Origin of the sequence: Polaribacter sp. Z014, from assembly GCF_023555435.1 — a bacterium.
GTDB lineage: Bacteria > Bacteroidota > Bacteroidia > Flavobacteriales > Flavobacteriaceae > Polaribacter.
The window spans coordinates 363,431-377,988 of sequence record NZ_JALCZP010000002.1 but is presented as its reverse complement, the minus strand read 5'-3'; the positions used below and the strand labels follow the sequence as shown (position 1 = coordinate 377,988).

Here is a 14,558-nt window from a genome sequence, read left to right as displayed (position 1 = left end):
ATTGATAATAAATATCTATATTTATTAAAAGATGTCATTTCTATTATAGTAGGAATGACATCTTTTTTATTCAGTTTTTAATTTTTCTAAATAATATCTTTCAATTTTATCTACATTTTTAATGGTTTTTCGAACCCAATTAAAATACAAAACGTCCTTTTCTTCTTTAGATAATTGCCAATCAACAGAAGAATTTCTCAATTTTGTGGTTACGTCTTGTAAAATAATAGCTGCAGCAACAGAAATATTTAAACTTTCTGTAAAACCAACCATTGGTATTTTTAAAAATCCGTCTGCTTGTTCTTTTACATAGTCGGAAACGCCCTCTGCCTCCACTCCAAACACAAATGCAGATTTTTTAGTAACATCAAAATCTTGTAGTAAACAAGAATCATTATGTGGTGTTGTTGCTATAATTTGATAGCCTTGTTCACGCAAATGATCTAAACAAACTTTAGTATTGTCTCCGTCTTTTTTATATCGTTTAGAAGTAATCCATTTCTGAGAACCTTTTGCTACATGTCTAGATACTTTATTGGTGTATTTGTTTTCTATTGCATGTACGTCTTGTACTCCAAAAATATCTGCAGTTCTAACAACCGCACTTGCATTATGAGGTTGAAAAATATCTTCTAAAACTACCGTAAAATGACGCGTCCTATCTTCTAAAACCTTCTTAAAAAGATTTTTCCTTTTATCCGTTAAATAGGTTTCAAAATAATTTAATAGTTTTTCATCAATCATAAGTACAAACTTAGAATTATTATTTTTATCTTCATTGGAGATTTTATAAAAATACAAAAACCTACATTGTTATGAAGAATTTAGTTGTTTTAACTGGAGCAGGAATTTCTGCAGAAAGCGGCATACAAACGTTTAGGGATGCCGATGGTTTATGGGAAGGTCATAATGTTATGGAAGTAGCTTCTCCAGAAGGTTTTGCTGCAAATCCTAAATTGGTTTTAAACTTTTACAACGAGCGAAGAAAACAGTTGTTAAAGGTTGCGCCAAATAAAGGTCATTTAAATTTAGTTGAACTAGAAAAGGATTTTAATGTTGAAATAATTACTCAAAATGTAGATGATTTACACGAGCGTGCAGGCAGTAAAAACGTAACGCATTTACATGGCGAACTTTTAAAAGTGAGAAGTTCTATTGACGAAAAGATTGTTTTAGACTGGAAAAAAGATTTAAACTTAGGTGATTTATGTCCTAAAAAAAGCCAATTAAGGCCTCATATTGTTTGGTTCGGAGAAATGGTACCGATGCTAGATAAAGCCATAGAAATTACTAAAAAAGCAGATATTTTGGTAATTATTGGTACTTCTATGCAAGTATATCCGGCGGCGGGTTTAGTAGATTATGTAAAATCGAATACCCCAATTTATTTTATAGATCCAAAACCAGCAGTTTCTAAAGGTCGGTTTAATAATTTAACCATTATTAAGGAAATTGCGAGTGTAGGAACAGAAAAACTAATAGAATTATTGAAAGGTTAAGTTACCTCCTTTATTCTCTATCTCTACTTTTGTTCATCCCTTGTCATTTTGAAATGAGCTTTTTTGCCTTTCGACTTCGCTCTAGATAAACTAATGAGAAATCTCATAACAGTGAAACCGCAAAACGGAGCATCTTTATGCGATTTCTCCCAAAAGGTTAAAATAACAAACTGTGTAAAAACACTTATATTTACTACTTTATTGAGGTTTAAAGTAATTAAATAAACACTAAAATTTAGCAAACAAGGTTAGCCCTGATTGCAGCAATTGTTTGAGCTCTTTTTTATTCTTTTTCTGAATAAAAAAAGCGAGTGCGGAAAGCAGGAAATAGCTTCAAAAAAAATTAATCAATCATATTTTTTAAATAAAACTGCTCTACTTTTTCTCTTGCCCAAGGTGTTGTTCTTAAAAATTTTAAACTCGATTTATAGGTAGGATTGTTTTTAAAGGCATTTATATTTAAGGTATCACCTAATTCTTCCCAACCATATTCTTTAAACAATTGTTCTAACATGGTGGCTAATTTTATACCGTGTAACGGATTATTTGGTTGTTCTGTGCTCATTATTTCTCAAAAAAATTAGAATAAAATCAAATGTAATGCTATTATTTTTTTTAGTTCAAAAATAATAACAATTATTAGCAATTGTTTATTCCTGATTTTTCAATAATTTAGCTGAAATTTAAAGAAATCTTTACATGAAAAATATTGCGTTAAATAATATTCACGTTGCTTTAGGTGCTAAAATGGTTCCTTTTGCTGGTTACAACATGCCTGTACAATATGAAGGAGTTACGGCAGAACATTTAACAGTTAGAAATTCTGTTGGTGTTTTTGATGTGAGCCACATGGGTGAATTTTTGGTTGAAGGTGAAAATGCTTTGGCTTTAATACAAAAAGTTACTTCTAATGATGCTTCTAAACTAGCAATTGGTGATGCGCAATACAGCTGTTTCCCTAATGAAGAAAACGGAATTGTAGATGATTTAATTTGTTATAAAATTAAAGAAAACCAATATTTATTAGTTGTAAATGCTTCTAATATTGAAAAGGATTGGAATTGGATTTCTAAATATAATGAGGAATTTAATGCGGATTTAAAAAACTTATCTGAAGGTTATTCTTTGCTTGCCATTCAAGGACCTAAAGCTGTAGAAGCTATGCAATCTTTAACTTCTTTAGATTTAGCTGCTATTCCTTTTTATAAATTTAAAGTAGGCGATTTTGCAGGTATAGAGAATGTAATTATTTCTGCAACGGGATATACCGGTTCGGGCGGATTTGAAATTTACTGTAAAAATGAAGAAGCGGAACAAATTTGGAATAAAGTTTTTGAAGCTGGAGCAGATTTCGGAATTAAGCCAATTGGTTTAGCGGCAAGAGATACTTTGCGTTTAGAAATGGGGTATTGTTTATATGGAAATGATATTGACGACACCACATCGCCTATTGAAGCAGGTTTAAGCTGGATTACTAAATTCACAAAAGACTTTGTAAACGCAGAAGCTTTAGCTAAAGAAAAAGAACACAAACCAGAAAGAAAATTGGTTGCTTTTGAATTTAATGAAAGAGGTATTCCAAGACATGGTTACGATATTGTAGACGGAAACGGAAACGTAATTGGAGTAGTTACTTCTGGTACCATGAGTCCTTGTTTAAATAAAGGAATTGGAATGGGATATGTACCAAGAATTTTATCGAAAGCAGGATCACAAATTCATATACAGGTTCGTAAAAAAGCGATACCTGCAACGATAGTAAAATTACCTTTTTACAAAGGATAAAAGCATTTTAGAATTCTACTATAATGATATATGTCCGTTCGTGCAGTCGAGAACTTTATAGTCAATATAAGTTCTAACTTCGCTCAAACGGACAAATAGTTGTCTATATTTATTTTAAGGCAACTATTTTTTATTTAATCATCTATTGAAATTTCATCAAAAAAATATGAATTGTTTATTAACTGGAGGAACCGGAATTGTTGGAAGTCATATTATTTTTGAATGGCTGCATAAAGCCATTGTTGATAAAACGGTACAGCATCTTTTTGTTGTAATAAGAGCCAATGAAAAAACAGCAGAACAGCGTTTGTTGGCTGTTTTACAAGATGCCTCTCGCCCTGCGTTTTTAAATGATTTTACGCTTGAAGCTTGTCTAGAAAAAATCACTATAATTCCGCATGATTTAGGAACCATTAGCAAAGAGGTTTTAGAAAACTATAATTTTGATACCGTAATACATTGTGCTGGATCTACTAATTTATCTAGCACAAATGATTCTAAAAAGACAGTCCATTCTCAAAATTATTTAGTTACCAAGCAACTTTTAGAACAATTACCAGAACGTGTAAATCGTTTTTTATACATTAGTACGGCCTATTCTTTTGGAATACAAAATGAAAAAGTAAACGATGCAATTGAAAACTATGTCGTTACCAATTTCAGAAATCCGTATGAGCAATCTAAATATGAAAGTGAGCGCTTTGTTAGGGAAACTTGTAAACAGAAAAAGATAGCTTCTCAAATTTTAAGACCAAGTATTATTTGTGGTCGTTTAATTGATAAACCTTTTTATGAAACTCCTAAATATGATGTTTTCTATTCTTGGGCTATCTTTTTAGCAAAGTATGCCTCCAAATCTAAAGAAGCTTTTAGGATTTGGATTGACAAAAAAAGTGGTTTAAATATTGTACCTGTAGATTTTGTTTCGAAAGCTATTTTATATGCTTTTTTAAATCCGCAGATAAAAGAATTGAATATTGTAAACCCAACACAGATATTACATAAAGAATATGTAGGCGATGTTTTAGAGTCTTTTGAAGTAAATTCTTATGAATATGTTACAGAAAAACCTAAAAACTTAAATTCTTTTGAAACACTGTATTACAAAACCATAGGAGATATTTTTGAAAATTATATTTCTATTCCGGATTTACAATTTAAAACTGACCAAATTTTAAAACTCATTCAGCAGTTAAAATTAGAAAATACACTCGGTGTTCATGAAAATTTCATGAACTTGATTAATTATTCGGTAGAAAAGAAATTTAGAAAAAGTTACTAATTATAATCACAATAAAAGTTGGATTCATTAACACAGATAGTTTTAGGTGCTGCAGTAGGAGAAGCGGTTTTAGGAAGAAAAATTGGTAATAAAGCCATGTTATATGGTGCCATTGCTGGTACAATTCCTGATTTAGATATTTTTGCTAATTTTTTTGCTGATAAAGTAACCGCTTTAGAAATGCATAGAGGTTTTACACATTCTATCTTTTTCTCGGTGCTCTTTGCTCCTATTTTTGCTTTCATCGTCACACGATATGAAAAATATAAAAATGTTAAAGATTGGTCTTGGCTATTCTTTTGGGCTTTTATAACGCATCCTATTTTAGATGCACAAACCACTTGGGGAACACAACTTTTTTGGCCTTTGGATATTCGATTGGCTTTTAAAAATGTTTTTGTAGTAGATCCTTTATATACTGTACCTTTTTTAGTCTTTTTAGTTTTAGCAATGCGACAAAAAAAGGAGGCTAAAAAAAGAAGGTTTTACAACAATTTAGGGCTTATTATCAGTAGTTCTTATTTAGTACTTACATTGGTTTTAAAAGGTGTTTCTTATCAAACATTTACCAAAGAATTGGCTGCGCAGAACATCGAATACAAAGAAATTGAAACAAAACCAACGCCTTTGAATACCATTTTATGGACTGCCAATGTGGAGACAGAAAATGAGTATTTAATTGGGCATTCTTCTTTTTTCGATAAAAATCCGATTGAATTTTCTAGTTATCCTAAAAATCATGAATTATTGGGTGATTTGGTAAAGCAACCTAAAGTACAACGGATGATTACCATTTCTAAAGGTTGGTATACGATCAATAAAAAAGATAATATTCTATATTTTAATGATTTACGTTTTGGCGCTTTAAGTATGAAACCAAATGCTGAAAATTTCGTTTTTAAGTACAAAATTGAAATTGATGCAAACGGAATTCCGTTTTTCATAGAAGAACCTAAGGAAAAACGAGACGTTAAAAAGTTGTTATCAGAATTATGGGAAAGGATTAAAGGGAATTAAAAACACCCATTTTATTTATCAATTTTAACAAGAATATTAATTTAAGATTAATTAGAATTGCTATTATTTTGGAATTAAAAAGGAAGTCGTATTATTGCTCATCTAGAAGTATTTAATTTAATGAACTACGATTTACTAAAGAAAAACCTACAAAAGAGCTCAGAGCTTTCTAACACAGAATTAGAAAGCATTTGTCATTTTTTTAAACCAAAGACAATTCAGAAAAAAGAGTTTTTATTAACACAAGGAAGTATTTGTAAGTTTGAAGGTTTTGTATTAGAAGGTTGTTTTAGAATTTTTACTATTGATAAAAAAGGAAAAGAAAACACCTTATACTTTGCAGCTAAAGATTGGTGGTTAATGGATATTGATAGCTTTCTAAATCAAAAACCATCAGATTTAAATATGCAAGCTTTAGAAGACAGTAAAGTATTATTAATTAACAAAGAAGATAAACTTTCGCTGTATGAATCCGTGCCCGTTGTAGAGAAATTATTTAGAATCATGTCTCAAAAAGCCATTGTTGCATGGCAACGTCGTTTAATTAGAAACAACTCTCAAACGGCGAAAGAACGCTACTTACATTTTATAACCACGTATCCAAACATTGTTACCAAACTTACAGACAAACAAGTTGCTAGTTACTTAGGAATAACACATGAATTTTTAAGTAAAATAAAAAAGAATACATAATTTTATGGGAAGTTGAACTTGTTCAACTATTTTATCAATACATTTTATAATTTTTGTGAAACTAATTATAAATAGCCTTATGAAGTTTTTAAAACCAGTAAAATTTTATCTTATTGCAATCGTATTTATTGTAATATCAAATTCAGTACAAGCCCAAATAACAAATGACATTTCGCACGATGAAGCGTTTCAAACCCTATTAGCAGCAAAGAAAAGTGCCGAAGATTCTAATGTGTTAGTTAATATAGCTGTGGTTGATGCTGGCGCTAATCTAAAAGCATTTATACGAATGGATGAATCTTTTTTAGGGAGTATTGATGTAGCCATCAAAAAAGCAAAAACAGCTCGTTATTTTAACATCGATACAGGTAAATTAGGAGAATTAACGCAACCTGGAGGAATTATTTACAATATAGAACATTCTAACGGTGGCTTAATGACGTTTCCAGGTGGAGTTCCTATCAAAAATAAAGAGGGTAAAATTATTGGTGCCATTGGTGTTAGTGGCGGAACCATAGAACAAGACAGAGCAATTGCTATTGCAGGAGCTGCATCAATTATAGAATAATTTATCAAAAAAACTAAAAATATGAAAATCATAAAAAATTACATTTTAATTACACTTATATTCTTATCACAAATTGGTGTCGCTCAAGTTACTGATGATCTCATGCTTTACAGAAAAGACTTCAAAAATATTTCTGGAAAAAACACGGTTTCTGTTACTAGTTATGAAAAAAATGGTGCGCACTATGTTTTTGCTGGAGGTGCAGGAGGTATTGATGTGTACAGTTTAGATAAAGAGGGAGTACTTACACCAATTAGCAACCACGAATTACACCTAAAAAAAGGACCTTCAAGAGGCATGGTTGCTGATAATATTAATGGTACTGACTTTTTATTTGTTGCAAACAAGCACGGAAATGTAATTGAGACTTTTAAAATTCTAGATAATGGCTCGTTAGAACGTGTGTCTTTAATTGAAGATACGGATAAAATGCACCTTGGTACTGCTATTACATTGCAAGTAATTCATATGAAAAAAGCATCTTACCTTTTTGTTGGTGGTTTAGAAGAAAATCCTGGTTTAACTTCTTTAAAAATAGAAAATGACGGAAAACTTACCCATGTTCAATCTATGAAAGATGATGAAAAGATTCACACAGATGGAATTATTGGAATGTTTACACATGTTGTTAAAGGAAAAACGTATTTATATACAGGCGGATTCCAAGACAATGGTGTAAGTAGTTTTAGAGTGTACGAAAATGGAAAATTCAAAAATGTAAACAATATTAGCGACAATACTACAGACAGGTATTTAACAGGCGCCTACCCTGTAACAGGTGTTACTTTGGGTGATCATAAATATGTGATTGTAGGACACAGACATCATAAATATTACGAAAATAATGGATTTATAAAAAGACCAAATTTTGTGTATCATGGTGATGGCGTTAGTGTTTTTAAAGTTGATAAAAAAGGAGCTCTGGTTCCGCATTTTGTTTTAAAAGATGATGAAACCACAAAATTAAAAGGACAAACAAGAATTGAAGTTGTTTCTATAAATAACAACGAAGCAGTATTAGCTGTTGGTACAAGAGACGATGCTAGTATTCAATTATTAAAATTAAACGAAGCAGGAATTTTGAGTCCGATAAATTATTTAGAAACTGGTTTTTCTATTTATTATGGTTTAAAATCTCATAAAATAGGTGAAGATAATTTCTTAATTGCAGGCTCAAACAGATTTGATTTACAAAAAATAGTGAGCTATAAAATTGCCCCGAAAATTGACAGAAAAGGAAAAGTCATCAAGCACATCGTTCATCTAAAATACAAAGAAGATGCTACCGAAGCGCAAGTAAATGCCGCGGTAAATGCTTTTGTTGATCTTAAAAACAAAATTCCTAGCGTTGCAGGATTTGAATGGGGTGTAAATGATAGTACAGAAGGTCATACCAAAGGTCTTACTCATACTTTTGTGATTACATTTAAGGATGAACACGCAAGAGAAACGTATCTTTTTCATAAAGCACATATTGCTTTATTAAATAAATATGGTCCATTTTTTGGCGATGCATTAGTGATGGATTATTGGACAAAAGAATAATAAAAATTAGACTAAAAAGATAGATAATGAACAATCTAAAAAATAAAAAAGCCATTATTACTGGTGGCGGTAGAGGTCTTGGTAAGTCAACTGCTTTGGCTTTTGCAAAAGAAGGAATTGATATTGCCATAACAGGTAGAAATGAAACCGTTTTAAAAGAAACGGTTGCTGAATTAGAAACTTTTGGTATTAAAGCAATCTACTCGGTCTTTGATGTTGGTAATTATGAAGAAGTGAAAAGTAGTATTAAAAATATTATAGACACCTTAGGCACTGTAGATATTTTAGTGAATAATGCAGGTATTGCTTCAATCGGTTCATTTAATGACATGGAAGTAAGTGAATGGACGCAAATTATACAAACCAACGTATTAGGAATGTACCATGTAACTAAAGAAGTTTTACCATATCTAATAGCTAAAAATGAAGGTGATATTTTTAATATTTCATCAACCGCAGGTTTAAACGGAAATGCAAATATTTCTGCTTATTCTGCATCTAAATTTGCTGTAATTGGTATGTCGGAATCTTTAATGAAAGAAGTACGTAAAAATAATATTAGAGTGTGTACACTTACACCAAGTACCATAGAATCTGAAATGACAATAGAATTAGGTATGGTGAACGAAAACTCTCAAGATAACGTTTTACAACCAGAAGATTTTGCAGAATTAATTGTTGCCGGTTTAAAACTACCAAGAAGAGCAATGCTTAAAGGCGCTGCTTTATGGTCTACAAATCCATAAAAATAGTTTCATTAAAAATAACCTTAAAGACTTTAAAACCCCAATCAAAATCGATTGGGGTTACTTTTTTAGGATTCATTTTAAACGTAATTATTTAAAGTTATCATCATATTTTTATCAAAATTAAAAACCTGTTTTTTCTTATTGATTTATTAATTCAAAAAAACTAATTTAGCTACCTTCAAATAATAATTATAAATACATATCTTTTATTCAGGTTTACGTTTTAAAGTATTTAAGACCAATCATTATATATCTTATGAAAAAACTACTAATAATTATTTTCATTATTTCTACTTCAATTGTAACCGGACAAACAAAAAGAGACTCCTTAAACGTACTTTATAAAAATTATTTCGAACTTTTAAAAACCAAAGAAAAACTAGACACTATAGTTTTTAAAGTTAAAAACTTTGAAGAATTAATGAGGTCTAATAACCAAATCATACAAAAGTTTTCTGATGCAGAACTTTTTGGTCTTAAAAATCAATTAGAGCAACGAAGAAAAAAAATAATAAATACAACCGAGTTTGTTTTTGCATCAAACGCTAGTTTAAACGCTATTAAACAATTGGATGCAACGAGTGATTATCTAACTCAAATTTCTAGTTTAAATAATCCTGAAAATTCAGACTTAGGTTTTTCTTTGTCTATTGAAATCACAAAAATTATAGAGCAAGAAATCATAAAAGGGAACAGAAAAATTAATGGAGTTAAAAAAAAGAAATTTCTACTTTTTGTAAATAACATAATCAACTCTCCGTTAGCTGAAAAAATAACAAGTGCTATTCCTGTAGTTAGTTCTATAAAGTCTGTGGTAAATTTAGTCATGGCAAATGCACTTAATGGTAACGATGTTTCTATTGATGACGTTGTTGAATTAAAAAAATCTTTAAAAGTTTACTTAGAACATTATGAAGGTTTGGCAAGGTCGCAAACAGAATTTGAACAAAACCTTAATAATTTAGACATTAGAAAAGAAGGTTTGGTTTTACTTTTAACACAATATACTACAGAACGTTCTAACACATTAAATCCGAACGAAATTTCTGAAAAAGATAAGAAATTATCGTTAACAAACGTAATTAATAAATATTACACAAAGAGTATTGTGCAACAACGAGTAGATAAAATAATTAATGCTAAACCATTGGATTATAATAATCACTTAACAAATAAAAACTTGATATTTCCTAACTATGCATTAAATCAAGCTAAATTTATAAGAGATGAAATTGAATCTTTAAGTAAAGAATATATTTCCATCTTTACCACCTATCAATCCGCCTTAAAAAAAGTTTTAGAAAAAAGTAAAGAAATTGGAGATAAAAATAAAATTGATACTAAAATTTTGGAACTAGAAGCAAAGCTTTTAGCTGTTCAGGTTACGTTTGACGATAATTTAAATATTTACAATTTAAATAGTAAGTTTAAAACGCTTATGGAATATTAAATTCTTTTAATATTTTAGATAAAATCACCCAACCATACTTTGTCAATTTTTATTTGGCATAAAAAAACAATACAATAACAACGTAATTACAGCTGCATTATAGCGCAGTTATAATCCGCATATAATTCAATTATTACAAACAATTCCTATACAATGCAAACAACCAAACTAAGTTCTAAAAGTATATTACCACTCACCTGCTCTAGATCTGGTAGCTGTTGTTTTGGAAAAGCAGTTATGTTAAACCCTTGGGAATTGTTATCTTTTAGTAAAGAGAAAAAAATCAGTCCGAAAGAATTTAGAGATTTATATACAGATTTTGGTGGTATAAGATTAACTTTTAATGGTAAACCTGATAAAAAAGGACAATTAGCGTGTAGCCAATATGTAGATAATTTTGGGTGCAGTGTACACCAAGGTCGTCCATTAGCTTGTAGATTATACCCTTTAGGAAGACAAATACAATTTGACAAAGCAGATTATATTTATGAAGGAAAACAATTTCCTTGTTTAACAGACTGTGCAGAAGTGTTAGATTTACCAAAAATGAGTGTTGGTGATTATTTAAAAGGTCAAGGAGCAGCTCCTTTTGAAAAGGCACAAGACGCTTATTTAACCGTGATGCAAAATATTGCAGACATTGCTTTTGAATTGTTATTAGAAAGTGGTTTATCCGCCTCTGGCGATACAAAAACATTGGCGGTATGGAGTGAAATGGGCAACGAACTTCCAGAACTCTTAGCTGAAAGAATAGGTGAAAATTGGATAGATTCTTTAATGATTCCCGAAATAACAGATCCTATAGAAAATCCTATTGAATTTGCTCAGAAACACAACGATTTATTACTACTAAAAGCCCAAGAATCTTTTGGGAATTTACAAACACTTGAGCAAGTACATAAAGCTTGTGTTTTAATTATGGGAGTGGCATTACATTTATCTAGAGGTTTAGGTGCAGACACAAAAGGCATTGCAGAACTTTGGATAGAAACTGCAAAAAAATATGGAGCCAAAGAATAAAAATTAAGTTCTCGAATAGTTATTTAATTTTCTTTCAAAAAAAATGTAAGGTTTCTATTTTTTAATCGATTACATCAAATTAGAATCAATTAATACTTATTTAAACCCATCACATGAAAAAAACAATTATTACAGTATTTGCAAGTTTATTGCTTGTTGTAAGCTGTAAAAAAGCGCCAGAAGTAAAAAAACAAATTGAAGAGAAACCCGTAGAGAAAACATTTGCTCAAAAAATAGAAATAGCTCATAAAAAGGACACTTTTTTAACAAAAGAAGCTGTTCAATTTGATGCTGTAATTGAATTTGGCGGAAATGAAATTTTTGATGCAACAGTTACTGTTTCAACCACTTCAGACATTGCTAAAATTACCTATAAAAATGGTGATGAAATTTATGTAAACAAAGAAAATATTTTTGTTTCACCTAGTTTAAAAGACAATCCTGGGGTTCGTTTTCATGCATATACTTGGAGCTACTTTTTCTTATACCCTTATAAACTTAGTGACCAAGGAACCAAATGGAATAACGATTTTAAAACAAAAGAAGCTACCCAAAATTTTGATACGGCAAAGTTAACTTTCGAAGCAAATATTGGTGATGCACCAGATGATTGGTATATTGTATATACTAATAAAAAGACACATCTTTTAGAGCATGTTGCATACATTGTTACTTCTGGTAAAACAAAAGCAGCTGCAGAAGCAGATCCTCACGCCATTAAATACGAAGATTATAAATTAATTGATGGTATTCCGTTTGCCTCAAATTGGGGGTATTATGAATGGACTTTAGATAATGGTTTATCTAAAAAAATTGGAAGTGCAAAAATAACCAACATTCACTTTGTGGAAGGTTTTAGAAAAGACTTTGCTATTCCAGAAAACTATATTAAGAAATAAATTTTCTTTTTTAATATAAAAAGCCTCACAATAATTTGTGAGGCTTTTTTTAATTTCTAAAGTTATTACTAGTAATAATATATTTTAGTCTTTCTTTTAAATCTTCTCCGGTGTCATACACCATTTGCTCATTGGAAGGAAAAGGTACTACTTTTAAGACCACTAAATCTAAATAAGATTTATCTAAAGCTCTTTTATCACCTTTATAATTGGCATAAATGTGTTCAAAAATAAACTCGCTTTCTATAGGATACGTTTCTATTACTTGACGAGAAATTAAATCTACATATTTTACTTGCCCAACAACTTTTGCAGTTTTTAATTGCGTAAATTGATATAAATAACAACGAATATTTACCATTTTATCAACCTCAACTTTATTACCTTCACTATCTAAAACATTCTTTCCCTTTTCGTCTAAAAGAAATTTTAAACCATCTTTAACTTGACTTTCTTTGATAATTTCTTTTTCCTTAACCTGTTCCGGAGAAACTGTTATATTTCTAAGATTTAACTCTAAACTAAAATCATAAGTTATTTGTCTGCTTTTTCTTCCATGATAAACAGTCCAAAAATCATTTAAACCATACGTATCAAAGTTTAATAAATCTTCTTCTAACTTCTTAGGAATGATCTTTTCGGTTTCATTTTTCATAGAAACAATCACAAAATCTAATCCGTTTTGATGTGCAATTTCCATTAAATTACGCACATCTTTGTAATTAGGATTTATTTTTTCTAAATATTCTAATTCAGAATAAGCAGTTCTATAATCTAATTTAGCATTGCTATTAAAAAGTACTTTTGCTTTTTCATATAAATGATCCGATAATTGATTTTTTGTTGCTATAATTTCATTATCATAATTAACAAATTTAAAATCAGCATCTCTACCTTCTTCCAAAATTGCTATAGGTAATAAGGGTTTTATGTTTTCTTGTCTATTTTTTAAATTCGCATAAAGTCCGAAAATTGTTTCTAGACTTTCTGGATTATTATCTTTCTTTAAAAAATTAATTTTTGCTAAATCTTTAGAATTTGCTTTTACAAAAGCTTGTTCTAACATAATAACATAAGGCTGATTTCCTTTTTTAGTCTTATTTTTCTTTAAGTTTTCTAAAGCTATATTTATAGCTCCATCATAATTTCCATTATTAATAGCTTCTTGTGTACTTTTAACACTACCGCAAGAAATAAAAATTAAGAACGATAAAATAAATAGTAATTGTTTTTGCATAATAAATAGTTTGTTTTCTATTTTTCAATAGTTATGCCAAAAATATCCTTTTTTATACTTTAATGCCTATTTTAAATCATGTACTTTCCTGTAAATGGATATTTTAAAAAATTAAACTTTTATGAATAGAAACAAAAAATAATTTACAAAAAATAGGTTATATGTGACATTTGTCACATATAACCTAAAAAACCCATCGTACATTTGCGATAGACAATATGAAAAGAAATATAGAACCCATAGCGTACAAAGAAAACACTGAAGCCTTAGCCAAATTTGCAAAAGCTTTAGCACACCCTACTCGAATTGCCATTTTAAAGCATTTAGAAAATCAATCTTGCTGTTTTACTGGCGATTTAGTAGAAGTATTTCCTTTGGCGCAATCAACTATTTCTCAACATTTAAAAGAGTTAAAAAATGCAGGCTTAATTCAAGGTGAATTAAAACCACCCAAAATTAAATATTGTATAAATCAAAAAAACTGGAACCTTGCAAAATCATTGTTTCAACAATTTTTTGATTGATATTTTTTCAATAATCATATCACCTATTGGCGATAAAAAAAAACATTATGAGTAAAGTAATTAAAGTTTTAGGAACTGGTTGTCCAAAGTGTAAATCTATGACAGCAGTTGTTCAAGAAGTAGTTTCAGAAAACAACATAGATGCAACTATTGAAAAGGTTGAGGATATTATGAAAATTATGGAGTTTAACGTTATGAGTACGCCTGCTTTGGTTATAGACAATGTAATTGCCATAAAAGGGAGAATTCCTTCTAAAGAGGAAGTATTGGAACTTTTAAAGTAATCAATT

16 protein-coding genes are annotated in these 14,558 nt (G+C 29.8%); 13 read left to right on the top strand and 3 right to left on the bottom strand.

Annotated features, from left to right (window positions below; translation table 11 throughout):
* Window positions 1–66: 66 nt before the first annotated feature.
* Entirely contained in the window at window positions 67–744 is a 678-nt protein-coding gene (locus MPF19_RS04850) for a TrmH family RNA methyltransferase (RefSeq protein WP_203393151.1), read from the bottom strand.
* Between the two features lie 71 nt (window positions 745–815).
* Between MPF19_RS04850 and MPF19_RS04845 the strand changes: the two genes are divergently transcribed.
* Window positions 816–1,499, top strand: a complete 684-nt coding sequence (locus MPF19_RS04845; RefSeq protein WP_249987022.1) for an SIR2 family NAD-dependent protein deacylase — start codon at window positions 816–818, stop codon at window positions 1,497–1,499.
* Window positions 1,500–1,842: 343 nt separating this feature from the next.
* Here the strand turns inward: MPF19_RS04845 and MPF19_RS04840 are convergent, their stop codons facing one another.
* The gene (locus tag MPF19_RS04840; protein WP_203392986.1) at window positions 1,843–2,064 is read right to left on the bottom strand and encodes a VF530 family protein; all 222 of its coding nucleotides are present in this window, start codon (window positions 2,062–2,064) and stop codon (window positions 1,843–1,845) included.
* 134 nt (window positions 2,065–2,198) lie between these two features.
* On the opposite strand from MPF19_RS04840, the gene gcvT reads away from it, so the two are divergent.
* The 10 genes from gcvT to MPF19_RS04790 all read left to right on the top strand — a co-directional run bounded on the left by gcvT (window position 2,199) and on the right by MPF19_RS04790 (window position 12,507).
* Window positions 2,199–3,284, top strand: a complete 1,086-nt coding sequence (gene gcvT / locus MPF19_RS04835) for a glycine cleavage system aminomethyltransferase GcvT (RefSeq protein WP_203392987.1) — start codon at window positions 2,199–2,201, stop codon at window positions 3,282–3,284.
* A gap of 166 nt (window positions 3,285–3,450) precedes the next feature.
* Window positions 3,451–4,566 carry an SDR family oxidoreductase gene (locus tag MPF19_RS04830; RefSeq protein ID WP_249987021.1) on the top strand — a complete coding sequence of 372 codons (1,116 nt, stop codon included), beginning with the start codon at window positions 3,451–3,453 and terminating at the stop codon, window positions 4,564–4,566.
* Window positions 4,567–4,584: 18 nt separating this feature from the next.
* On the top strand, window positions 4,585–5,583 hold the full coding sequence (locus MPF19_RS04825) for a metal-dependent hydrolase (protein WP_249987020.1): 999 nt from the start codon (window positions 4,585–4,587) through the stop codon (window positions 5,581–5,583).
* 120 nt (window positions 5,584–5,703) lie between these two features.
* The gene (locus tag MPF19_RS04820; protein ID WP_249987019.1) at window positions 5,704–6,276 is read left to right on the top strand and encodes a Crp/Fnr family transcriptional regulator; all 573 of its coding nucleotides are present in this window, start codon (window positions 5,704–5,706) and stop codon (window positions 6,274–6,276) included.
* Window positions 6,277–6,355: 79 nt separating this feature from the next.
* Complete coding sequence (locus MPF19_RS04815; protein ID WP_203392991.1) at window positions 6,356–6,844, top strand: GlcG/HbpS family heme-binding protein; 489 nt, start codon at window positions 6,356–6,358, stop codon at window positions 6,842–6,844.
* Between the two features lie 21 nt (window positions 6,845–6,865).
* Window positions 6,866–8,389, top strand: a complete 1,524-nt coding sequence (locus MPF19_RS04810; protein WP_249987018.1) for a Dabb family protein — start codon at window positions 6,866–6,868, stop codon at window positions 8,387–8,389.
* A 26-nt stretch (window positions 8,390–8,415) separates the two neighbouring features.
* Window positions 8,416–9,135 carry a 3-ketoacyl-ACP reductase gene (locus MPF19_RS04805; protein ID WP_249987017.1) on the top strand — a complete coding sequence of 240 codons (720 nt, stop codon included), beginning with the start codon at window positions 8,416–8,418 and terminating at the stop codon, window positions 9,133–9,135.
* A gap of 259 nt (window positions 9,136–9,394) precedes the next feature.
* Entirely contained in the window at window positions 9,395–10,588 is a 1,194-nt protein-coding gene (locus tag MPF19_RS04800) for a hypothetical protein (RefSeq protein ID WP_249987016.1), read from the top strand.
* Window positions 10,589–10,741: 153 nt separating this feature from the next.
* Window positions 10,742–11,608: a YkgJ family cysteine cluster protein gene (locus MPF19_RS04795; RefSeq protein WP_203392995.1), complete on the top strand. Its 867-nt coding sequence runs from the start codon at window positions 10,742–10,744 to the stop codon at window positions 11,606–11,608.
* A 113-nt stretch (window positions 11,609–11,721) separates the two neighbouring features.
* Entirely contained in the window at window positions 11,722–12,507 is a 786-nt protein-coding gene (locus MPF19_RS04790) for a hypothetical protein (protein WP_249987015.1), read from the top strand.
* A gap of 49 nt (window positions 12,508–12,556) precedes the next feature.
* Here MPF19_RS04790 and MPF19_RS04785 read toward each other — a convergent pair whose 3' ends face one another.
* Window positions 12,557–13,744 (bottom strand): hypothetical protein, encoded by a 1,188-nt coding sequence (locus MPF19_RS04785; protein ID WP_249987014.1) that lies wholly within the window; start codon window positions 13,742–13,744, stop codon window positions 12,557–12,559.
* A 218-nt stretch (window positions 13,745–13,962) separates the two neighbouring features.
* On the opposite strand from MPF19_RS04785, the gene MPF19_RS04780 reads away from it, so the two are divergent.
* A complete protein-coding gene (locus MPF19_RS04780; protein WP_203392998.1) occupies window positions 13,963–14,268 on the top strand; it encodes an ArsR/SmtB family transcription factor in 306 nt (101 codons plus the stop codon).
* A gap of 47 nt (window positions 14,269–14,315) precedes the next feature.
* Window positions 14,316–14,552 carry a thioredoxin family protein gene (locus tag MPF19_RS04775; protein WP_203392999.1) on the top strand — a complete coding sequence of 79 codons (237 nt, stop codon included), beginning with the start codon at window positions 14,316–14,318 and terminating at the stop codon, window positions 14,550–14,552.
* Window positions 14,553–14,558 lie beyond the last annotated feature (6 nt).